Raw genomic sequence first — 20,663 nt, forward strand, 5'->3', positions numbered from 1 at the left:
CCCCATGGATTTCTTGCCCGCCCCTTTGCGCGGTGTCCTCGCCTCGCTGCTGTTGGCGCTCAACACGATTGTCTGCTGCACGCCGCTGTTCATCGTCGCAATCTTCAAGCTGTGCCTGCCCTTTCCGGCGGCGCAGAAAGTCACTGATTGGCTGATGAGCCACATCCACGAAGCCTGGATCAGCAACAACAACGCCTGGATCAACCTGCTCGGCCACACCCGCTGGCACCTGAGCGGGCTGGAAGGTCTGGACTATCAACACTCGTATCTGGTGACCAGTAATCACCAGAGCTGGGTGGACATCATGGTCTTGCAGTACGTGCTCAACCGGCGCATTCGGCCGCTGAAGTTTTTCCTCAAACAAGAGCTGATCTGGGTGCCGGTGATTGGCCTGGCGTGGTGGGCGCTGGGCTTCCCGTTCATGAAGCGCTACAGCAAGGCGTATCTGGCCAAACACCCGGAAAAGAAAGGCAAGGACCTGGAAACCACTCGCCGCACCTGCGCGAAGTTTCGCAACAACCCCGTGGGGATTTTCAACTTTGCCGAAGGCACACGGTTCACCAAGGGTAAGCACGCTCAACAACAATCGCCGTTTCGTTACCTGCTGAAACCCAAAGCGGGTGGCATTGCGTTTGTGCTGGATGCCATGGGCGAGCAACTGGAATCGTTGATCAACGTGACTATTCATTACCCGGTGGGCCAGCCAGGGTACTGGGATTTGCTGTGCGGCAACGTGCGCGAGGTGGTGGCGCACTTTGAAGAAGTGCAGATTCCGCAGCAGTTCATTGGCAAAAGCTACGACCAGGACGAAGCGTATCGCGCAGAATTTCAGCAATGGATCAATCGGCTGTGGGAAGAGAAGGATGCATTGCTGGGGCAGATGCATGAGCGGTATTCCCGGTAAATGTCCCCCCAGCCGTCCCTCATCCTCGCGACGCCGCCCCCCCCTGTAGGAGCGAATTTATTCGCGAAGGGCCGGTACACTCGATAGAGGTGTATCGGCAGTACGAGCGGTTCGCGAATGAATTCGCTCCTACAGGGAATCTTCATCAATCAGAAACCAAAAACCCCGGCACTCAGGCCGGGGTTTCAGGCGTTACACGCTCAACTTATTGCTGCTGATACTGCTGACCGGGAATCGGCTTGAGGTTGACCTCTACGCGACGGTTCTGGGCGCGGCCGTTGACATCGGCGTTGCTGGCAATCGGCGAATCAGGACCGGCACCGCGAACCGACAGGTGGGACGCATCCACACCTTGGGACGTCAGGTACGTCGCCACACTTTGAGCACGCTGTTGAGACAGGTCCATGTTGTGCTGACGGCTGCCGGTGCTGTCGGTGTAGCCCACGATTTCAATGACGTTCTGGTTGTACTGTTTCAGCGAACCGGCGAGGTTGTTCAGCGGCGAATAGAAGCTGCTGGCAATCGCGGAAGAGTCGGTGGCGAACGTGATGTTGCCTGGCATCACCAGTTTGATGGTGTCGCCCTGACGCTGCACTTCGACACCGGTGTTGGCCATGCTCGCCCGCAAGGCGGCTTCCTGCTTGTCAGCGTAATAACCGTAACCGGCCGCGCCGGCACCCACGACAGCGGCGCCAATCAGCGCGCCCTTACCACGATGGTTGTGGTCGATGGCAGCACCGGCGACGGCACCGGCCAACGCACCCAGACCACCGTATTTGGCGGTTTTGCTCACACCACCGGAGTTTTGCGCCTGCCCCTGATTGTCGTAAGGATTCTGCGTCGCACAGCCCGAAAGGACAGCCAACGCGGTAGCAGCGATGATCAAACGGCGAAAGGTCAACATCAAGGAAAGCTCCTGTTTTGCATGTCTACGGCCAACCACAGAGGCCGACGATATGGGCGATTAGAGCATGGAGACCGTCAAAAATTCCTTAACGCGGCCTGAACGATTTACGCCCTGACGAAAGGGTTTTCGCGCATTTCATCCCCTAATCGAGTGTCCGGCCCGTGGCCCGTCACCACCGTCGCCGCCTCGTCCAGCGTGTACAGCCGCTCCTTGATCGAACGCACAATGGTGGCCTGATCGCCGCCCCACAAATCCGTCCGCCCCACACCGCGCTTGAACAGGGTGTCGCCCGCGATCAACAACTTCGCGTCCTCGAACCAGAAACTCATCGACCCCGGCGTATGCCCCGGTGTGTGCAACGCCACTCCGCACCCGCAGGCCAGTTCTTCGTCGTGCTCCAGCCACCGATCCGGCGAAGGCACCGGCACATAGGGAACACGAAACACCTGACACTGGGTTTCGAGGTTGTCCCACAAGAACTGGTCCTCCTTGTGCAGATGCAATGTCGCCCCGGTCTTTTCCTTCAACCGACCCGATGCGAGGAAATGATCGAGGTGCGCGTGGGTATGAATGATGCTCACGCACTTCAGACCGTGCGCCTCCAGCTTCGCTAGAATCAACTCGTGATTGCCACCGGGATCGACCACGATGGCCTGTTTCGTGACCGGATCGCCGATGATCGTGCAGTTGCACTGCAACGGGCCGACGGGAAAGGTTTCGCGGATGAGGGTGGGTGCTGGGGTTTGCATGATGACCTGATCGTATCGGGTGTGGTGCGGGGTATGCCCTCGCAGCGGATACGCAAGGTTCGCCCGAAAAGCCCGGTGGTTCAACCCGCCTTGATCCTGTAAAGAGCCGAGCCGCTCAGGTCAATCCCATACTCACCAACACCACCCCCAACAACCCCACGTACGCCCACGCGTGCAGCCGATCCGGGATGCGCCCCACCCAACGTGCAGCCAGCCCCATGCCGAACCAGGCGCCGAGGGTCAGGAGTGCGAAGGCGATGAGGTTGACGTAGCCGATGTAGCCCGCGCCCAGCCGCGTATTGTCCAATGCGCCGGTGACCATGTAGGTCGTCGTGCCGAAGAGGGCGACGGGTAGACTCAGCGGGTTAGCCATGGCGGTGGCCTGGGTCATGCTCAGGCCGCAGCGCCTCAGAAGCGGGACAGTCATGACGCTGCCGCCGACGCCCAGGAATGTCGCAATGGCGCCGATGAGAATGCCGCCGGGGCCGCGCGTCATTGCGCTCAGTGGGCGTGGTTCATTTTCAGCAGCGCGTGAAACGAATCCGCGTCTGAGCAGGCAATCGGCGATGGTGATTGCCAGATAAGCCATAAACGCTACGCGCAATACCGAGCCGTTGACGAAGCCAGCCGCGACGGCGCCGATCAGCGAGCCGATGCCAATGAAGCCTGCCAGTGGCCACAACCAATCCTTGAGCAGCGTGCCCGAGCAGGCGGAGCGGCGGGTGCTCAATGAGGCGTTGACGATCATCACGCAGGTTGAGGTCGCTACGGCCACATGCATCGCAATTGGCGCGCTCAAGCCGCCGACAGTTTCGCTGTTCAAGATACCGTACAGCACCGGCACGACCACAAAGCCGCCTCCAAATCCGAACAGCACGGTCGTCACCCCGGAAAGAGCGCCGAACAGCGCCAGCAAGAGATACGTCATTGCCCTGAATCCTTGAAAAAGAGGTGTTCACAATAAGCAGGGTGATCACGTCAAACTTGAGGATTCGGGCCATTCATGTTTGTGTTTCGGCCAGACTCTGGAAAAACGCCATGCGCAACGTCTCTATCGAAACGCTCGATAACACCCCCCGCCCGGTCGTCGCGATTGGCAATGATTACGCCGATGGCTACCTGCTGCGTCGTCATCACCATCGCCGTGCGCAATTGCTGTACGGCTCGACGGGGGTGATGAAAGTCTCCACCCCTCAGGGCGATTGGGTGGTGCCGCCTCAACAGGCAGTGTGGATTCCGCCGCAGATGGAACATGAAGTCTTGATGCTCGGGGTCAGCACCCGCAGCCTGTACATCGAACCGTCTGCGGTGCCCGTATTTAGACAGACTTGCGAGGTCATCGGAATCTCGCCCCTGTTGCGCCAACTGCTGATCGAGGCGGTGGAGATGCCGTTGACGTACGCAGTCGACGGCCGCGACGGGGTGCTGATAACGCTGGCCCTGCTGGAAATCGGGCAGGCCAGAACGCTGCCGTTGCACATTCCCCTGCCCGATGATCACCGCCTGCTCGCCCGCTGCCAGGCCTTCTTGCGACACCCGGACATTCATCAATCGCCCCAGGACTGGGCGCAGGATTTGTTCGTCAGTGAGCGCTCGTTCAGCCGCCTGTTTCGTGAACAGACGCAGATGAGTTTCGGCCAATGGCGGCAACAGGCTTGCGTGGTGTTGGCGCTGTCGCGGCTGTCGAGCGGTGAATCCATTACCCGCATTGCGCTGGAGCTGGGCTATAAAAGCCCGGGCGCTTTTTCGACCATGTTCCGTCGTCTAACCGGTCGTCCTCCCAGCCACTATGCCCGCGACTAGGAAGACTCTAAGCGCGCAAAAGGTTGAACTAGCACCGGTTTTCTCCATACGGTCCGACGGTCTATCGCTCAGCTTCTACACTCACCCGAGTGGGTTTTAACGAGGGGTCAGGACAACTCATCCATTTATTTTTGTTGCCCAACTTTCGGAGGAGATGAGCATTTCACGCTAACTGCCTGTTTAGTATGAACAAAGTCCAAAATGCCCTGTTTTTAGGGGTTTGTTTAATTCATATATTTTTCAAAAACCCGCTCATATACTGGCACTGCGCAACCATTGGAATGTGTAGCGTTCGGGATGATAAGAAGTCGACCCGATGATCCCGCAGGGCAGCACAGACCCGAAGCGAAGAACGAGCAAGCTCCATGCTAAGAAAAATCGCGGTCTCCGACCTGACGCTGGGTATGTACATCCATGAATTTTGCCGCCCTCGTGTTCACGATCCGTTCTGGACCTTGCACGTGGAACGCGAACTGCGCGACGAAGCCGTGCTGCAGCGCATTCAGGAATCGACGCGCGAGGTGTGGATCGACACCCGGCGCGGCAAGATCCCCGATGAGCAGACGCCGATTCTGGCTGTCGCCTCGACCCACGTTCCCGCGCCTGACACCACCGCGAGTTCTATAGAGAAAGAGCTGGCGCGCGCCAAGATGATTTGTGGCCGAGCCAAAGATGCGGTGATGACCATGTTCACCGACGCCCGGATGGGCCGTGCGATGAACGCCGAAGACGTCGATTTGCTGGTCGAAGAAATCTCGACGTCGATCATGCGCCACCCTCACGCGCTGATCAGTCTGTCGCGTTTGAAAACGTCTGACGAATACACCTACATGCACTCGGTGGCGGTCTGTGCGCTGATGGTGGCACTCGCCCGTCAAATGAATCTGAGCGAAGACCAGGTGCGCGATGCGGGCGTTGCGGGCTTGATGCATGACGTCGGCAAGATGATGATTTCCCCCGCCATTCTCAACAAACCCGATCGCCTGACCTTCGATGAATACGAAGCGATGAAGCATCACCCGCAGGCCGGGCTGGAAATCCTGCAGAATTGCCAGCAGGTCACCAACGCCGTGCGCGACGTGTGCCTGCACCACCATGAAAAGGTCGACGGCAGCGGCTACCCCCACGGCCTAAGAGGCGACGAGATCAGCATCTTCGCCAAAATGGGCGCGATCTGTGACGTCTACGATGCGGTCACTTCAAACCGGCCTTACAAGCGAGGCTGGGACGCGGCGCAGTCCATCCGCGAAATGGCGTCGTGGAAAGGCCACTTTGACGAGAAAATCTTCCAGCACTTCGTCAAGACCGTCGGCATCTACCCCATCGGCGCACTGGTGCGCCTGAAAAGCGAACGGCTGGGCGTGGTGATAGAGCAAGGCGAAAAGTCGCTGCTGCACCCCAAAGTGAAAGTGTTCATGTCCACTCGGACACGCGTCACCTTCGCACCGGAAGTCGTCAACCTGGGCGATCCCGGCGCACAGGACAGCATCGTCAAATTCGAACTGGCGGAGGATTGGGGCCTGGGGGATGTGGACACGATGTGGGCGGGTGACGCGGCGCCGTAGCGGCTGAAATCGGCACTTAAATGCCGAATCTCAGTAGCTCAGCGCGTAGAGCGGCATTTTAATGCCGATCAACTCAACAATCCCAGCTCCTGCGCCCGCGCCACGGCCTGGGTTCTACGCTCCACGCCCAGCTTGCTGTTGATGTGGCTGGCGTGGGTTTTGACCGTGTGCAGCGAGATGAACAGCCGTTCGCTGATTTCCTGATTGGAACAGCCCTGAGCGATCAACTGAAGCACTCCGAGCTCGCGGGCGCTGAGCGCGTCGGCGCCGGGACATGGGGCGGTTTCGTTGATGTCCCGCGCGCAAGGCAGGTCTTTGCTGACATGGGGCGACAGTTGATTGAGCAGGTAATCGACGAGTCGGCAACGGGGGCGTTTCAGCAATTGCTCGCTCAGCCAGTCCGGGTGTTGGCGAATGACGGGGAGCAGGGGCAGGATCGCGCCACCGGTGGCGTTTTGGAGACTGCGGCCGAGCAGCGTTTGTGCATGAGTTTTGTCTGCGGTATCGAGCGCCAGGGTGAGCCACTGGCTCGTGGCGCTCAAGCCGAGTAGACCGGCGCCGATCTGTTGCGCATAAGTTTCCAGGCCCATCAGACGTTCGACGGATGCCTCCGTGCGACCTTGTATCTGATCCAGCATGGCGCGCAGCAATTCGATGTGTTGCGGCATGAGCGGCATGCATTCCGGCGCGGCGGCGGGATGGTCACCGCCATAGGTTTGCCCCAGACGCAAAAGCCAGGCGTCGGCGAGGTCGATTCTTCCCTGCGCCAGCCACAGCTCGCATTTCGCCAGCGTGATCATCGCCAGGTAATACACGGGCGGTACGTCCCAGATGTGCATCAGCCGCTCGGCTTCGGCCAGTTCCGCGAAGGCTTCGGCGAACCGCCCTTCCCGGCCCTCCATCCCGGCGATCACGCAATGACCGATCAGCACGCTGATGTCCCGGCACGCGCGCGCTTCGACCAGCCCGCTATCCAGTCGTTTGCGCCCGGCGTCGAACTGCAGGCATTGAACGAGCAAGTAGCCTTCATACAGCGTCAGCCGCGCACGAACCGCGTAAATCCGCTGCGAGGACAAACCGTTCAAGCGACGCAATCCCTGACGGACCTCTTCCAGAGAACGTAATGCTTCCCCCCTGGCCAAGAGCGTGCGCGCTCGGTCGTAGTGGGCCAGCGCCTCGAAGAGGGGATTGGCGACGCGTTGCGCCAATTCCAGCGCATCGCGGTTCAATGCCCGTGCGCGCCACAAGTCTCCGTCGGCAATGGCGAGATTGGCCAGGGTGGACAGGCACAACAGCCGCTGGCCGTAGCGCTTTTGAGGAAGGCTCACGAGCGCCTCGCTGCAATAGCGGTGCGCAGTGTCGCTGTCGCCACGGCCCCGGGCAATGATGCCGCTGAGGGCCAGCCACTGCGCCAGCATGGATTTCTGGGCAGTAGCCGAGGGTGCAGGCAGAAAACGACTGAGGTGATTGCCCAACTCTTCGGCAGCATCGAGCTGACAGGCCAGACCCAACGCCCACGCGTACAGCACGATCAAACGCGGCGTGCTGATCAGCAGGCTGTCAGGCAGGTCCATTTTCCAACGCAGCAACATGCCGACGTTTTGCTCGGCCAACAACTGCTCTTCGGACAGGTTCTGGACCAGATTGGCGGCGACATCGTGATGACCCGCGCGTAACGCTTGTTCGATGGCTTCGTCCAGCAGGCCTTGCTCGCTGAACCAGCGGCAGGCGTTCAAATGCAGACGTCTTTGTTGCGGCGCGACAGTGTTGCCCGCCCGGGCGCGCAGGAGATCGGAAAACAGGTGGTGATAACGGAACCAGCGCCCGTTCTCGTCCAACGGCACCAGAAAAACCTGATGCGCTTGCAAGAAAGCGATGATTTCCGTGCTGTCGTGACTGTCCCGCGCCGCGTCGCACAAGGGGCTGCAAAAGCGCTCAAGACAGGCGGTTTCATAGAGGAAGGCCTGGACGTCAGCAGGCAGGCAGTCGATAACCTCTTCGAGCAGGTAATCGCGGATCAGCCCTTCGCCGCCGTTCACCCCTTGAGTCAGGGTGTTACTGCCCGCCTCTGTCGCGGCGAGCAACCAGAAACGCAAACCGGCCACCCACCCTTCGCTGCGCTGCAGCAAGTTATGTAGCGCTTCATCGGTCAACGAACTGCTGTACTGATCCAGCACGGCCATCGATTCGTCGTCGGTCAGCCGCAGGTCGTTTTCGGAGAGTTCGAGTAATTGCCGGGACAACCGCAACCGCGCCAGGTGCCAGTCCGGGCGCTGTCGGCTGGTGACCATGACGATCAGGCCCGCAGGCAGGTGATTGAGCAGAAATTGCAGGCAGCGGTCGAGCACCGGGCCTTGCACAAGGTGGTAGTCGTCGAGCACCAGCAGCAGCGGTTTGCTCAACATCAGGTGCATCGCCAGTTCGTCCAGCAAACCGTCGAGCCACTCTTCAAAGGCAAAGGGCTGATGCCGCTGGCGCATTTTCAGCAGACCCAGCGCCTGATTGCCCAATTGAGGGAAGAATTGTTGAAGGCCTGACAGAAGACGTTCGAGGAAGCGACCGGGATCGCTGTCACGCTGGCTCAAGCCCAGCCAGAGGTTTTGCCATTGACCAGGAAGGCTCTCACAGAACTCCACTGCCAGCGAACTTTTGCCAAATCCGGCAGGCGCGCTGACCAGTAACAGCCGTCCTGACAACCCCGCACTCAGCCGCTCGCACAACCTGGGCCTGGGCACATAGCCTTCAGGCAGGGGTGGGCGGAAGAAACGTCCTTCCAACGCAGTGACTGCGTGATTTGCGATTCCTTGCAAACGCGACAGATCAGTCATGGCCGGCTCTTGTTAGAGGTGCTTGTTATTCGGCGTTCAGATGTCGGGAGACTAGCGGCTAAGTCAGCGCTTTTGAAGAATGTTCGACGAAAGACTGTAAGAAAACGTATCCCATCAACAGGGCGAATGTTGCTTTATATGTTTGGGGAGGGGAAGCAATACGTTTGTGGATATCTGTGAGAGTCGACTTGCGGGCTCTCGCACAAGTGAGGAACGGCTTAGAAAAAAACACCCCGAAAATTCGGGGTGTTTTCACGTGCAACCACGGGGTTCAGCCGTAGGGTAAAGCGGCGCAGGACAGCCCGTGCTCTGTAGCTGTGATCAACAATGCACGGCTCTGCGCCCATTCGTTTGCCTGATCAGCGCACGCCTTCCTGACGCAGCGCGTTAGGCTGGAAGTCGCTGATGGTGGCGGTGAAGCCGAAATCGTAGGCCTTTTTCTCTTCGTTCTTCATGCCCAGCGCCAGGTAGCGGCCGGACTGCAGGTCGTAGAGGGCTTCGAGGGCGTACCACGGCACTTGCTTGTCGTAGTAGTTCTCGGCATGGGCTTCAGCGACGCGCCACAATTGGCCGCGACCGTCGTAGTGGTCGATGACAGCGGCTTGCCAGGTGTCTTCGTCGATGAAGAAGTCACGCTTGGCGTAGATGTGGCGCTGGCCTTCTTTCAGGGTGGCGGTCACGTGCCAGACGCGACGCAGCTCGTAGCGCGCCAGGTCCTGGTTGATATGGCCGGCTTTGATGATGTCGGCGTACTTGAGCTTCGGATCGTCAAGCTTGTAGCTGTCGGAGGCGATGTACAGCTCTTGTTTACCGATCAGTTTCCAGTCGTAGCGATCCGGTGCGCCGTTGTACATGTCGAGGTTGTCGGAGGTGCGCAGACCGTCGGCGGCGGTACCTGGACCGTCATAAGACACTTGCGGCGCACGACGCACGCGGCGCTGACCGGCGTTGTAAACCCACGCCGCACGCGGCTCTTTCACTTGGTCGAGGGTTTCGTGCACCAGCAGCACGGTCCCCGCCAGACGTGCCGGGGCGGTCACTTCCTGCTTGAAGTAGAACAGGATGTTGCCGGGATTCTTCGGATCGTAGTCCTTCATCTTGTCGCGGAAGACGAACTCGTCGTGGAAATACACCGGGTTGAACGAGCCGTTGGTTTGCGGCGTGGCCTGGGTCACCAGACGCGACACGCTACCGCCACGATAGCGGGTGATGTGGTTCCAGATCACTTCCAGGCCATCTTTGGGAATCGGGAACGGCACCGCGGTTTCGAAGTTTTCCAGACCGTTGCCGCCACCGACCAGCTTGGTGTTGGTGGCGTTTTTCTTGATGGACGCAAAGACATCGGCGGGCACGGTCGCGCCACGATGCGACGGGTAAACCGGCATTTTGAAGGTGTCCGGGTACCGTTTGAACATCGCGTACTGTCCCGGTGCGAGCTTGTCCTTGTACTGATCGACGTTCTGCGCCGTGATGGTGAACAGCGGTTTTTCATTGGCGTACGGGTTGGCCAGGAAACCTTTGTCATCCACCGCGCCCGCATTGGTCGCCATCGGGGTCCACGCCGGAATGGTACCGGCGGCGTTGCCGGCCTTCTCGGCGCCCATCGGCGTCAGCGTCGTGCCCAGCTTGGCCGCCTCGTCTGCGGAAACCGCTGCCATCACCCCGGTCGCCAGCAATGACAGACCCAGTACGCCGACGTGCAGCAGCCCCTTCGTGATTTTCATGTTCATGGTCATTCCTTAGAAGTTCATACCGAAGCTGAGGGCCACGAAGTCGCGGTCATCCACTGTGGTGTACTTGCCGTCGAAGAAGTTGGTGTAGGAAAGGTTGGCGGTATAGGTGTTCTGATATTCCGCCTCCACGCCCAGGCTCACGGCCTTGCGACCTTCTTCGAAGTTGCCGCCAGGGCCTGGCGAATAACCTTTGACGTCGTGGGACCACGCCACGCTTGGCTTGAGGTTCACACCGGCGAACACGTTGTTGTAGTCCCAGATGGCACGGGCGCGATAACCCCACGAATCGGTGGTGGTGAAACCGTCGTTTTCGCAGTAGCGGCTGAGGTTGTTGAGCGGCGCGCCTGCCAGGGTGCTGGCGTTGAGCGCGGTACATTGACCATTCGGCAACGGGCCAGGGCCGTAGCTCGGGTCACGTCCGTAACGCAGTTTGGACGTGCTTTCCAGGCCACCGACGTGAGTCCAGCCCACCTCGCCCACCATGGTCAGACGCTCGGCGCCCATCACCTGATCGAAGAAGTGCGTGAAGGTGGTCTGCGCCTGGCTGACTTCCTTGCGGCGGTAGCCTTTCTGGTCAGCGCCCGGCGTGCCTTGCAGCAACGCAACGCTTGGGTTCAGCGGCGTCAGGCCGGAATACAGAATGTCGGTGGTGTTCAGCTGAACCGGCGCGTTCGGGCGGTAGCTCAGCTCGCCGCTCCACGCCGTACCCGTAGGCAGCGTGGTGGAGAAGCTCAGGCCGAACAGGTGAATGTCTTCGGGGTATTCGACGTAATAGCTGGAGTTGGCCGCGACCACGACCGGCAGCAGCGTCGGCGCGAGGCTGGTGGCCACACCCAACGGTACGCCGCGGCTCGCCAGACCACCCACCAGACCGGCCGCACTGTAGGCGCTGGCCGGGCCACCCTTGCCACTGAAGATCGGCGAGCGGCTGTGGTAATTCATGTAGTAGGCGCCGAACTCGGTGTCCAGCGGCTCGAAGTTGTAGTGCATGGCCAGGCCGTACTGGCCGCTGTCGCGGGCATCGCGATCCGGGCCACGGGCCACGATGGCGCCCTCGTCAGGGCTGCCGAAGTTGACGCCACGCGCTGCCAGCGTCGCTTGAACCGGCCCCCGCAATGCGGCCGGCAAGGCAGCGTTCAGGCTGTTGCGAGTGCGCAGTACCGCCAGGTTGTTTTGGCAACCGTCGGCGATCACGTCAGGCTGCGAGAAGAAGGTGCCGCAGTTGTCGACGACCGTCTGGTCCCACTCCAGCTGATAGAAGCCTTCGGCCGACAGGTTCTCGGTCAGGCTTTGCGACAGGTAAAACATGTTGACCGGAATCAGGCCTTCCTTGATTTCCGAGCCAGGACGGCGAAACGCCGACACATCGATAGGGTTGATGCTGTTGATGCCGCCACCGATGAAGGTGCTCTCACCCCAACTCACCACCTGCTTACCGAAACGCACGGCGCCAGGCTGATCGGCAATGGAATAGTTGTGGTAAACGAACGCGTCGAGCAGCTGGAACCCTGAGGACTTCGCGCCTTCTTTGCGGCCTGAATCGCTGATGTCCTTGAACTCGCGGCCTTCATCCTTGAGTTCGAAGTCGTACCAGTACTTGCCCCGCAGGAATACGCCGGTGTCGCCGTATTTCAGCTCCAGATCGTGAATACCCTTGAAGATCTTCGAAAAGGTTTCCCCACTTTTGAAGTTCAAGTGGCCGTCATCGGAGGTTTGCGAAAGACCGTGTCCGCCGTTGTTGGAACCGATGAGGTTCTTGTTGGCGTTCTGGGTAGACCAACTGGCGCCAATGGAGAGCGACGAGTCGAAATTACCTTCGATTTCACCGATGTTGAAACTGACGCCGAACGCAGGACCGGCGAGCGTGGAAGCGAGGCTGACGGCCAAGGGCAATCTTGCCCGGCGCCAGAACGGGTTTGCTGATGTCATCGACGCTACTCCATGTGCTTTTATTTTTATGGCAGTGGGTGCTTCCAGAAACGACTCAGGCAGACAGATCCGCGATGCCTGGGTGTCAACGCGTGTCGGGCAGCCCATGTAAAGCTGCGAAACGAGGCGGCGTTTTTCTCCAGTTCCTACCTACTGCCGACTATAGCCAGCAGGTACAACGGCTTGATCCCTCTAAAGTGTGATTTACAGCGTCGACGCCTCTGATCCGCCGATTTCGACGGACTCACGCGTGCGGCAAAGGGAGGATGGCTGAATTTAGGAATTTGGCAAGCAGGACGTCTAGACGGCGGCTTCGCGACACATCGCCCGGGTCAGGACCCGAGCGATGCATGCGAGCAAAATGACTCAGAGAGTCGAGAGGAAAGTACTGTTGGTGCTCTGCCATTCGAGGATGTCGAGGCGGATTTTCTTCTTGTCGAGCTTGCCGACACTGGTCTTGGGAATTTCAGTAACAAGGGCGATCTGGCTCGGAATCGCCCACTTGTTAATGTGCCCCTGTTCCACGAATGGTTTCAGGTGTTCTTTCAAGGCCTTGGCGTCGACCACATGACCTTCGCGCACCACCAGTAACGCAAAGGGACGTTCGCCCCACTGTGGATCGGCGACCCCGACCACGGCCACTTCGCGCACACCAGGATGGCGACTGCACAAGTCTTCGAGCTCCAGCGAAGACACCCATTCCCCGCCCGTCTTGATGACGTCCTTGATGCGATCGCGAATGTCGATGCCGCCCATGCTGTCGAGCGTCGCCACGTCGCCTGTGTGCAGCCAGCCACCGGCCCACAGCTCGGCGCCTTTTTGCGGTTCGCGGTAGTAGCTCTCGGTCAGCCATGGCGCGCGCAACACCAACTCGCCTTGGGTCTCGCCATCGGACGGCAGGAAATTGCCCTCGCTGTCGACAATCGCGGCTTCCACCAAAACACCGGGTGTACCGGCCTTGATCCGGTACGTGATGCGCTCGTCTTCGCTGCCCGCCATCAGTTCGTCGTTCAAGTGCGCCACCGAGACGAGGGGCCCGGTTTCGGACATGCCATACGCACCCGTCAGTTGAATGCCCTTGGCCTTGGCCGCTTCGTAGAGCGACCGGTTGAGCGAGCTGCCGCCGATGATGATGTTCCAGCCGGTGAAATCCACATCCTTGGCGGCCTTGGCGTTGAGCACCATTTGCATGATGGTCGGCACACAGTGGGAGAACGTGACCTTCTCCTTGCGCCATAGCTCGACCAGCAATTCCGGGTCATAACGACCGGGGTAGACCTGCTTCACGCCAAGCATGGTGGCCGCGTACGGCACACCCCACGCATGCACGTGGAACATCGGCGTGATCGGCATGTAGACCTTGTCGCTGCACAGCTGCCCTTCGACGCTGCCCATGATCGTCGCGACGGCCAGGGTGTGCAGCACCAACTGACGGTGAGTGAAATACACACCTTTGGGGTTGCCCGTGGTGCCGGTGGTGTAGAACGTCGTCGCCACTGAGTTCTCGTCGAAATCCTCGAAGCGGTAGTGCGGACTGGCAGCCGCCAGCAGCGTTTCGTACTCACCCACGAGGTTCGGGAGGTCGGCGGTCTTGTCTGCCGTATCGGTGAGCAACAGGGTCTTCTCGACTGTGGTCAGCTTGCTCGCGAAGCATTGATAGAGGGGAACGAACTCGCTGTTGACCAGCACGAACTTGTCTTCGGCGTGGTTCATGGTGAACAGAATCTGATCCGGTGAAAGGCGCACGTTGATGGTGTGAATCACGGCGCCAATCATGGGAATGGCAAACATGCATTCCAGATAACGATGGCTGTCCCAATCCATGACGGCCACGGTGTCACCCGCTTTCACCCCCGCCTCGGTCAGCACATTGGCCAGTCTGCAGATGCGCTCGTTGAGGGTCAGATACGAATAGCGTGATTGGTCCCGGTAAACGATTTCCCGCGATTTCTCGTAACGACTGCCCGACATCAGCAGACTTTTGATCAACAGGGGGTACTGGTACGCGCCATCGGCTGGCGGAATCACGCGAGTCTGCAGCATAGGAATCCCTTTTCAAGATGCATGGGCGGTGCTGAAAATATGCACTCTAGAGCCTTCACTCGCCAGCCAAATCAGCCAAAGGGATGATTCGATTGACGAGTGACCATGCAGGCATTGCGCCATTTGACAGGGTGAAACGGCCCTAAGCGAGCTGAGCCGAGGGGTTTTCAGCCGGAGTGCGTGGGAAAACGGCCGCCGCAAGGAAGGTCAATGCCGCGAAGCCCGCCAGGAGGACGTACAGCCCCGCCAGCCCTTGTCGTGGCTCGACGTAGGCAATCAACGGAATCGCTGTAGCACTCGCGCCGAAGGACAGGAAGTAACGCAACGCGAATACCCGCGACTGCCATTGCGGCGCGACGAAGTTGGCGACCATCGCATCGTTAACCGTCACCTGACCAAACACCACGAACATGAAACCTGCCCCCAGCATTATCACCGGCCAGCTGTCGACGTAGGCCAGCGCGAACAGAAACGGTGCCTGGCAGACGGTCAGGATCACGAACGGCCACTTGAGGCTGAACCGGTCGAGGAAACGGCCGATGGTCAATTGCGCAATCGCCCCGAAGGCGTAGGCCAGGCTGACGATGAGACCCAAGGTTTGCGGCGAGGCGAACAGGTCGTGCAAGCGATCCTGAAACAGCTTCGGATACGTCATGGTGGTGGCGTTGAACACCACACCGCCGGTGGCCGTGGCGATGGCCAGCACGCTGAAGACCATTGTCATGGAGATACGCTGGCCGGATTTGCCTTTCGGCGCAGTGTGCGCCCGCACCGGGATCGGCTCGTCCTTGATCTGCCAGGCGAACGCCAGTCCGATCAGAATCGACACGCTGCCCGGCAGGATGAACGCTGAGCGCCAGCCAAATTGCGCGACGACAAAGCCCGTCAGCAGCGCGGAAAACGCCACGCCCAGGTTGCCCCACATGCCGTTGACACCGATTTCGCGGCCACGGTTTTGTGCGTAGGCCACCAGCATGGCAGTGCCGACGGGGTGATAGATGGCGGCAAACACGCCCACCAGCGTCATGCCGACCGCCAGCATGGTTGTGCTGGTGCTCAGCCCGGTGATGATCGAAGCCGCGCCGATCCCAAAGAAGAACAGCAGCATCATGTGCCGCCGACTCCAGCGATCACCGAGCCAGCCCGCCGGTAGCGAGCAAGCCCCGAAAGCGATGAAACCGCCCAGCGACAGGCCGATGAGTTGCGCGTAATCCAGCGCAAAGGCCTGTGTCATGCCCAGCACGGCGGCCGGAAAAATCAGCATGAACATGTGATCGATGACGTGGGCGGCGTTAATGAAATGGATCACCCGTCGGGGTGAGTTGGGGCGTTGGGATTGACTCATGGCAGCGCATCCTGAGGCTTGCGGTGAAGGTGGATGCTCATGCTAAGTTGGCGACAATTCGCATTTCAGACAACAAAGTCATCGAATCCGCCATGTTGATCAATCACCTCCGCCACAGCCCCGTGACCGCCCACCCTGCGGACTACCCCGAAGGCGGCTATCACCCGTGGCACATTCATGCCGAGGCGCAGTTGCTCTATGCGGTCAGCGGCATGATGCGGCTGGTGACCAAAACCGGCGCTTGGGTGATTCCGCCAACGCGGGCGGTGTGGATCCCGCCGATGGTGGAGCATGAGACGTTCATGTCCGGCGAGGTGCTGATGCGCTCGCTGTTCATCGCCGGCGAACACTGCCCACCGGGGTTGAATCAGTGTTGCGTGCTGGCGGTTACGCCGCTTTTGCGCGAGTTGATCGTGCGGGCCACTCAAGGTGACGAGCATGCGGCCAATCCGCTGATCCAACAGTTGATGCTGGAAGAAGTCGCCGGGCTGAAAAACCTGCCGCTGCACATCCCGATGCCCCGCGACCGGCGTCTGCACAGCATTTGTGTGTCCGTGCTCAAGGCCCCCGATCACGGCAACACGCTGGAGGATTGGGCGCAGGAAGTCGGCGCCAGCTCACGCACACTGACGCGGCTGTTCAAACAGGAATTGGACCTGAGTTTCAACGCGTGGCGTCAGCAAGTGCGCTTGATGGAAGCGTTGCCGAGACTGCTCGATGGCGAGAGTGTGCAGCGGGTGGCGAATGATCTGGGGTATGGCAGCGCACGCGCGTTCAGCGCGATGTTCAGCCGCCTTTTGGGAGAGAGCCCCCGGGAGTATCTGGGGGCGTTGCGGCAGTTGAGCCAGCTGAAGTGATAGAGACTCCCTGTAGGAGTGAGCTTGCTCGCGATAGCGGTGGGCCTGTGCCGATTGTTCTGACAGACGTGACACCATCGCGAGCAAGCTCACTCCTACAGATTAAAAGCATCCAGCATGACAACGACTTAGATCAATGCATCTCGGTCAACGCGAGCTTCAGCCCCAGCGCGACCAACACCCCGCCCATCGCCCGATCGAACCAATGCCCCATACGGGCGAAACCGGCCCGAACACGCTCCTGGCTGAACAGACGTGCCACCAGACAAAACCAGACGCCGGTCGCGACGGCCAGATAAACGCCATAACCCGCCTGAACCAGCAGCGGCGTATGTGGGTTGATCACGACAGTGAACAGCGACAGGAAAAACAGCGTCGCTTTCGGGTTCAAACCGTTGGTCACGAAACCGGCGGTAAAGGCGCCTCGCGCCGTTCGCTCGCCCTTGGCAAGATCAACCGGTGCGTCCGATGCGTTCGCCGGTTTGGCGCGCAGGGCCTTGATGCCGATGTACAGCAGGTACGCCGCAGCGGCCCACTTCAACGCGTTAAACAGCACGATGGACTGAGACACGATCAGCCCGATGCCCAGCAACGAATAGCCAACGTGCAGGAAAATCGCCGTCCCCACGCCCATGGCGGTGTAAGTGCCCGCCTTGCGGCCATGGGTCACGCTCTCGCGGACGACCACCGCGAAGTCCGGGCCGGGGCTGGCCACAGCGAGCAGGTGAATGAGGGCTACGGTGAAAAATTCCGTCCAGTACATCGAAGGGTCTCCAAGGCGCTTTGGCCAATGACATGCGCTGTTACGTTCGCTACCTTACGCTTCCTATCCAACGGACAAAAGGTACAGCTGATGTCGAGTCAACGCAGAGCAGTTTTCCTGGATCACACCTCACTGGATCTCGGCGATCTGGACCTGAATCCCTGGCGTGAAACCTTTGGTGAACTGGTCCTGCATTCCAGCACGACGGCTGATCAGGTGATTGAACGCCTGCAAGGTGCGCACGCAGTGATTTCCAACAAAATCATGATCGATGCCGCCACGTTCGCAGCGTGTCCTGACCTCAAGCTGGTACTCGTCACGGCCACGGGTGTGAACAACGTGGACCTCGACGCAGCGCGCAAACATGGCGTCGTGGTCAGCAACTGCCAGGGATACGGCACGCCGTCCGTGGCGCAGCATGCCTTGATGTTGTTGCTGGCGATGGCCACGCGTCTGCCGGACTATCAGCAGGCGATTCAACAGGGTCAGTGGCAGAAGTCGAAGCAGTTCTGTCTGCTGGACTTCCCCATCGTGGAGCTGGAAGGCAAGACACTGGGCCTGTTGGGCCATGGCGAACTGGGCGGCGCGGTGGCGAAACTCGCCGAAGCGTTTGGCATGCGCGTGATCGTGGGCCAGATTCCCGGCCGCCCTGCCCGGCCGGATCGCGTGCCGTTGCACGAATTGCTGCCGCAAGTCGACGCCCTGACCCTGCATTGCCCGCTCAATGAACACACCCGCGACATGATCAACGCCCACGAACTGAGCCTGATGAAACCCAAGGCGTTCATCGTCAACACCGCGCGTGGAGGATTGATCAACGAACAAGCGCTGGCCGACGCCCTGCGCAACGGCCATCTGGGCGGCGCGGCCACCGACGTGTTGACTGTCGAGCCACCGGTCAACGGCAACCCGCTGCTGTCCGGCGACATCCCGCGCCTGATCGTCACCCCTCACAGCGCTTGGGGCAGCCAAGAAGCCCGCCAGCGCATCGTCGGCCAAGTCAACGAAAACGCCCGCGCGTTCTATGCCGGTGCGCCGATTCGGGTGGTCGGCTGAGTGCCCCGCAATCTGTAGGAGCGTGGCTTGTCCCGCGAACGGCGACGAAGTCGTCGTAAGTTCGGTGACAGCGGTGTGGCAGGAACACCACATTTCCAGGTGTTACGACGGGTTCCCCGCCGATCGCGGGACAAGCCACGCTCCTACAGTAGATCGGTGTTTGGCCGTTTCCCCTGTTAAACTCCGCTCTTTTTTCAGGAGCCGATGATGGACCCGCGCAGTGAAGTGTTACTCCGTCAGGCCGAGCTTTTTCAGGGTTCGTTGCTGCTCGCCAATCTGCCCGCCGACGACCTGCTGGGCACACTGCCGAACGCCCGAGGCTGGAGCTGGCATGCCGGGGATTTCGCCGCGCTGGACACCCGCTTCAACGGTCGCACCCATTTCGGGACTGAAGCACCCGCCGAGCCCCTAGAGGCGGCGGTGCTGTTCTTGCCGAAAGCCAAAGACCTCACCGATTACCTGCTCAACGCTCTCGCCTCGCGCCTGGCCGGTCGCGAACTGTTCCTGGTGGGCGAAAAGCGCGCCGGCATCGAAGCGGCGGCCCGTCAGCTCAGCCCATTTGGCCGTGCGCGCAAACTCGATAGCGCCCGTCATTGCCAGCTGTGGCAGGTCACCGTCGAGGACGCCCCTCACGCCATCGAATTGAACAGCCTCGCCAAACACTTCGACATCGAAGTGCAAGGCGGCCCTTTGAAAGTCGTCAGTCTGCCCGGCGTGTTCAGCCATGGCCGTCTGGATCGCGGCTCGGCCCTGCTGCTGGACAATCTGGATCGCCTGCCCACCGGCCATTTGCTCGACTTCGGCTGCGGCGCGGGCGTGTTGGGCGCTGCAGTCAAACGTCGCAACCCCGACATGAAAGTGACGATGCTCGATGTCGACGCCTTCGCCACGGCCAGCACCCGCTTGACGCTCGTCGCCAACGGTCTTGAAGCCGAGGTCATTACCGGTGACGGCATCGACGCCGCGCCGGAACATCTGGACGTGATTCTGACCAATCCGCCCTTCCACACAGGCGTGCACACTGATTACGCTGCAACTGAAAGTCTGCTGAGAAAAGCCCGCGAACATCTGAAAAAAGGCGGCGAACTGCGCTTGGTCGCCAATAGCTTCCTGCGTTACCAGCCGATCATCGAGCAGCATCTTGGCGTATGTGCCGTCATGGCCGAAGGGAATGGCTTCCGGATTTACCGCGCCAAACGCGCCTGAAATTAACGCTTGCCGAACCGGATTCTCGAAGGCAGAATCCGCTCCGTCCTAGGGGAGTAGTCTCCCACGAGCGCCACGCTCGTCCGGCGTGCATCAACATACTTGGTCCTCAGACCATGGTGCGCGCGACCCCGGAATCCGCATCAGACGGATCGGTGGTTTGACAAGACCTATGACACGAACATCCTGACCCGGGGCGGGGAGGTTGTACGTGTCATAGCCGTGTTGACCCGCCCCTTAGGAAAATCCTGATGCTGGAATCCCTGTTGGTCCCCACCGCAGTCGTCGCACTGGCCGAAATCGGTGACAAGACCCAACTCCTCGCGCTCATCCTCGCAGCCCGCTTTCGCAAGCCCTGGCCGATCATCGCCGGTATTGTCGCAGCCACGCTCGCCAACCACGCCGCAGCCGGTGCCGTGGGTGCCTGGTTCGGCAGTTTCTTCTCTGACGCCATGCTGCACTGGATTCTCGCCGCGAGCTTCACCGCCACCGCGCTGTGGACGCTGGTTCCAGACAAAATGGACGACGACGAAGCCAACACCGCGCGCAAATTCGGCCCGTTCATGACCACGCTGATTGCGTTCTTTCTCGCTGAAATCGGCGACAAGACGCAAATCGCGACCGTTATGCTGGCGGCGCAGTATTCGTACCTGTGGCTGGTGATTCTGGGCACGACGCTGGGCATGCTGCTGGCCAACGTACCGGTGGTGCTGGCAGGTAACTTCGCGGCGGAAAAACTGCCCCTCACCTTGATCCGTCGCCTGGCAGCGGGGGCATTCTTCATTCTCGCCATCGTGGCGGTGTACAAGGCGATGCAGGTGAGCGGCTGGATTTAACCCCACCTGAAATACCGCATCACCCGTGTCGGAATGCTCATCCCTGTGGGAGCGAATTCATTCGCGATTGGCCAGTACATTCGATACATATCTGTCGTTTGTGAGCCCTTTTCGCGAATGAATTCGCTCCCACAGTTGG

The 20,663-nt window shown here is 60.1% G+C and carries 16 protein-coding genes and 1 riboswitch; of the genes, 7 read left to right on the forward strand and 9 right to left on the reverse strand.

The window, feature by feature from the left end; genetic code table 11:
- Positions 1–4: 4 nt before the first annotated feature.
- Positions 5–904, forward strand: coding sequence for an acyltransferase (locus GVN17_RS21215; RefSeq protein ID WP_166597210.1), 900 nt, complete (start codon positions 5–7; stop codon positions 902–904).
- Positions 905–1,109: 205 nt separating this feature from the next.
- Here GVN17_RS21215 and GVN17_RS21220 read toward each other — a convergent pair whose 3' ends face one another.
- From GVN17_RS21220 to GVN17_RS21230, 3 genes are all read right to left on the reverse strand, one after another.
- Positions 1,110–1,808 carry an OmpA family protein gene (locus GVN17_RS21220; RefSeq protein ID WP_166597211.1) on the reverse strand — a complete coding sequence of 233 codons (699 nt, stop codon included), beginning with the start codon at positions 1,806–1,808 and terminating at the stop codon, positions 1,110–1,112.
- A 107-nt stretch (positions 1,809–1,915) separates the two neighbouring features.
- On the reverse strand, positions 1,916–2,560 hold the full coding sequence (locus GVN17_RS21225; protein WP_166597212.1) for an MBL fold metallo-hydrolase: 645 nt from the start codon (positions 2,558–2,560) through the stop codon (positions 1,916–1,918).
- Positions 2,561–2,675: 115 nt separating this feature from the next.
- Positions 2,676–3,488 carry a sulfite exporter TauE/SafE family protein gene (locus GVN17_RS21230; protein WP_166597213.1) on the reverse strand — a complete coding sequence of 271 codons (813 nt, stop codon included), beginning with the start codon at positions 3,486–3,488 and terminating at the stop codon, positions 2,676–2,678.
- Between the two features lie 110 nt (positions 3,489–3,598).
- Here GVN17_RS21230 and GVN17_RS21235 point away from each other — a divergent pair, with 110 nt between their 5' ends.
- On the forward strand, positions 3,599–4,363 hold the full coding sequence (locus GVN17_RS21235) for a helix-turn-helix domain-containing protein (RefSeq protein WP_166597214.1): 765 nt from the start codon (positions 3,599–3,601) through the stop codon (positions 4,361–4,363).
- Between the two features lie 365 nt (positions 4,364–4,728).
- A complete protein-coding gene (locus GVN17_RS21240; protein ID WP_166597215.1) occupies positions 4,729–5,928 on the forward strand; it encodes an HD-GYP domain-containing protein in 1,200 nt (399 codons plus the stop codon).
- A 68-nt stretch (positions 5,929–5,996) separates the two neighbouring features.
- Here GVN17_RS21240 and GVN17_RS21245 read toward each other — a convergent pair whose 3' ends face one another.
- From GVN17_RS21245 to GVN17_RS21265, 5 genes are all read right to left on the reverse strand, one after another.
- Positions 5,997–8,756, reverse strand: a complete 2,760-nt coding sequence (locus tag GVN17_RS21245) for a LuxR C-terminal-related transcriptional regulator (protein ID WP_166597216.1) — start codon at positions 8,754–8,756, stop codon at positions 5,997–5,999.
- Between the two features lie 359 nt (positions 8,757–9,115).
- The gene (locus GVN17_RS21250; protein ID WP_166597289.1) at positions 9,116–10,480 is read right to left on the reverse strand and encodes a DUF1329 domain-containing protein; all 1,365 of its coding nucleotides are present in this window, start codon (positions 10,478–10,480) and stop codon (positions 9,116–9,118) included.
- 15 nt (positions 10,481–10,495) lie between these two features.
- Positions 10,496–12,418, reverse strand: a complete 1,923-nt coding sequence (locus tag GVN17_RS21255; protein ID WP_166597217.1) for a DUF1302 domain-containing protein — start codon at positions 12,416–12,418, stop codon at positions 10,496–10,498.
- A 366-nt stretch (positions 12,419–12,784) separates the two neighbouring features.
- Positions 12,785–14,461 carry a fatty acid--CoA ligase gene (locus GVN17_RS21260; RefSeq protein WP_166597218.1) on the reverse strand — a complete coding sequence of 559 codons (1,677 nt, stop codon included), beginning with the start codon at positions 14,459–14,461 and terminating at the stop codon, positions 12,785–12,787.
- Between the two features lie 142 nt (positions 14,462–14,603).
- Positions 14,604–15,806, reverse strand: coding sequence for an MFS transporter (locus GVN17_RS21265; protein WP_166597219.1), 1,203 nt, complete (start codon positions 15,804–15,806; stop codon positions 14,604–14,606).
- A gap of 92 nt (positions 15,807–15,898) precedes the next feature.
- Here GVN17_RS21265 and GVN17_RS21270 point away from each other — a divergent pair, with 92 nt between their 5' ends.
- The gene (locus GVN17_RS21270) at positions 15,899–16,663 is read left to right on the forward strand and encodes a helix-turn-helix domain-containing protein (protein WP_166597220.1); all 765 of its coding nucleotides are present in this window, start codon (positions 15,899–15,901) and stop codon (positions 16,661–16,663) included.
- Between the two features lie 133 nt (positions 16,664–16,796).
- On the opposite strand, the gene GVN17_RS21275 is transcribed toward GVN17_RS21270, so the two are convergent.
- Positions 16,797–17,426, reverse strand: a complete 630-nt coding sequence (locus GVN17_RS21275) for a LysE family translocator (RefSeq protein ID WP_166597221.1) — start codon at positions 17,424–17,426, stop codon at positions 16,797–16,799.
- Between the two features lie 90 nt (positions 17,427–17,516).
- Here GVN17_RS21275 and GVN17_RS21280 point away from each other — a divergent pair, with 90 nt between their 5' ends.
- The 3 genes from GVN17_RS21280 (at position 17,517) to GVN17_RS21290 (ending at position 20,524) form a co-directional block, all read left to right on the forward strand.
- Positions 17,517–18,482, forward strand: a complete 966-nt coding sequence (locus GVN17_RS21280) for a 2-hydroxyacid dehydrogenase (RefSeq protein WP_166597222.1) — start codon at positions 17,517–17,519, stop codon at positions 18,480–18,482.
- Between the two features lie 207 nt (positions 18,483–18,689).
- Positions 18,690–19,688, forward strand: a complete 999-nt coding sequence (locus tag GVN17_RS21285; RefSeq protein ID WP_166597223.1) for a class I SAM-dependent methyltransferase — start codon at positions 18,690–18,692, stop codon at positions 19,686–19,688.
- A 39-nt stretch (positions 19,689–19,727) separates the two neighbouring features.
- Positions 19,728–19,849: riboswitch (yybP-ykoY riboswitch) on the forward strand.
- A 90-nt stretch (positions 19,850–19,939) separates the two neighbouring features.
- Entirely contained in the window at positions 19,940–20,524 is a 585-nt protein-coding gene (locus GVN17_RS21290; protein WP_166597224.1) for a TMEM165/GDT1 family protein, read from the forward strand.
- The last annotated feature ends 139 nt before the right edge of the window (positions 20,525–20,663 follow it).

This window comes from Pseudomonas sp. SLFW, assembly GCF_009905615.1.
GTDB classification, from domain to species: domain Bacteria; phylum Pseudomonadota; class Gammaproteobacteria; order Pseudomonadales; family Pseudomonadaceae; genus Aquipseudomonas; species Aquipseudomonas bambusae.

Excerpts from the sequence above, each read along its gene's own strand:
- GVN17_RS21215 (WP_166597210.1), top strand. The coding sequence starts at position 5 with ATGGATTTCTTGCCCGCCCCTTTGCGCGGTGTCCTCGCCTCGCTGCTG.
- GVN17_RS21220 (WP_166597211.1), bottom strand. The coding sequence starts at position 1,808 with ATGTTGACCTTTCGCCGTTTGATCATCGCTGCTACCGCGTTGGCTGTC.
- GVN17_RS21225 (WP_166597212.1), bottom strand. The coding sequence starts at position 2,560 with ATGCAAACCCCAGCACCCACCCTCATCCGCGAAACCTTTCCCGTCGGC.
- GVN17_RS21230 (WP_166597213.1), bottom strand. The coding sequence starts at position 3,488 with ATGACGTATCTCTTGCTGGCGCTGTTCGGCGCTCTTTCCGGGGTGACG.
- GVN17_RS21235 (WP_166597214.1), top strand. The coding sequence starts at position 3,599 with ATGCGCAACGTCTCTATCGAAACGCTCGATAACACCCCCCGCCCGGTC.
- GVN17_RS21240 (WP_166597215.1), top strand. The coding sequence starts at position 4,729 with ATGCTAAGAAAAATCGCGGTCTCCGACCTGACGCTGGGTATGTACATC.
- GVN17_RS21245 (WP_166597216.1), bottom strand. The coding sequence starts at position 8,756 with ATGACTGATCTGTCGCGTTTGCAAGGAATCGCAAATCACGCAGTCACT.
- GVN17_RS21250 (WP_166597289.1), bottom strand. The coding sequence starts at position 10,480 with ATGAAAATCACGAAGGGGCTGCTGCACGTCGGCGTACTGGGTCTGTCA.
- GVN17_RS21255 (WP_166597217.1), bottom strand. The coding sequence starts at position 12,418 with ATGACATCAGCAAACCCGTTCTGGCGCCGGGCAAGATTGCCCTTGGCC.
- GVN17_RS21260 (WP_166597218.1), bottom strand. The coding sequence starts at position 14,461 with ATGCTGCAGACTCGCGTGATTCCGCCAGCCGATGGCGCGTACCAGTAC.
- GVN17_RS21265 (WP_166597219.1), bottom strand. The coding sequence starts at position 15,806 with ATGAGTCAATCCCAACGCCCCAACTCACCCCGACGGGTGATCCATTTC.
- GVN17_RS21270 (WP_166597220.1), top strand. The coding sequence starts at position 15,899 with ATGTTGATCAATCACCTCCGCCACAGCCCCGTGACCGCCCACCCTGCG.
- GVN17_RS21275 (WP_166597221.1), bottom strand. The coding sequence starts at position 17,426 with ATGTACTGGACGGAATTTTTCACCGTAGCCCTCATTCACCTGCTCGCT.
- GVN17_RS21280 (WP_166597222.1), top strand. The coding sequence starts at position 17,517 with ATGTCGAGTCAACGCAGAGCAGTTTTCCTGGATCACACCTCACTGGAT.
- GVN17_RS21285 (WP_166597223.1), top strand. The coding sequence starts at position 18,690 with ATGGACCCGCGCAGTGAAGTGTTACTCCGTCAGGCCGAGCTTTTTCAG.
- GVN17_RS21290 (WP_166597224.1), top strand. The coding sequence starts at position 19,940 with ATGCTGGAATCCCTGTTGGTCCCCACCGCAGTCGTCGCACTGGCCGAA.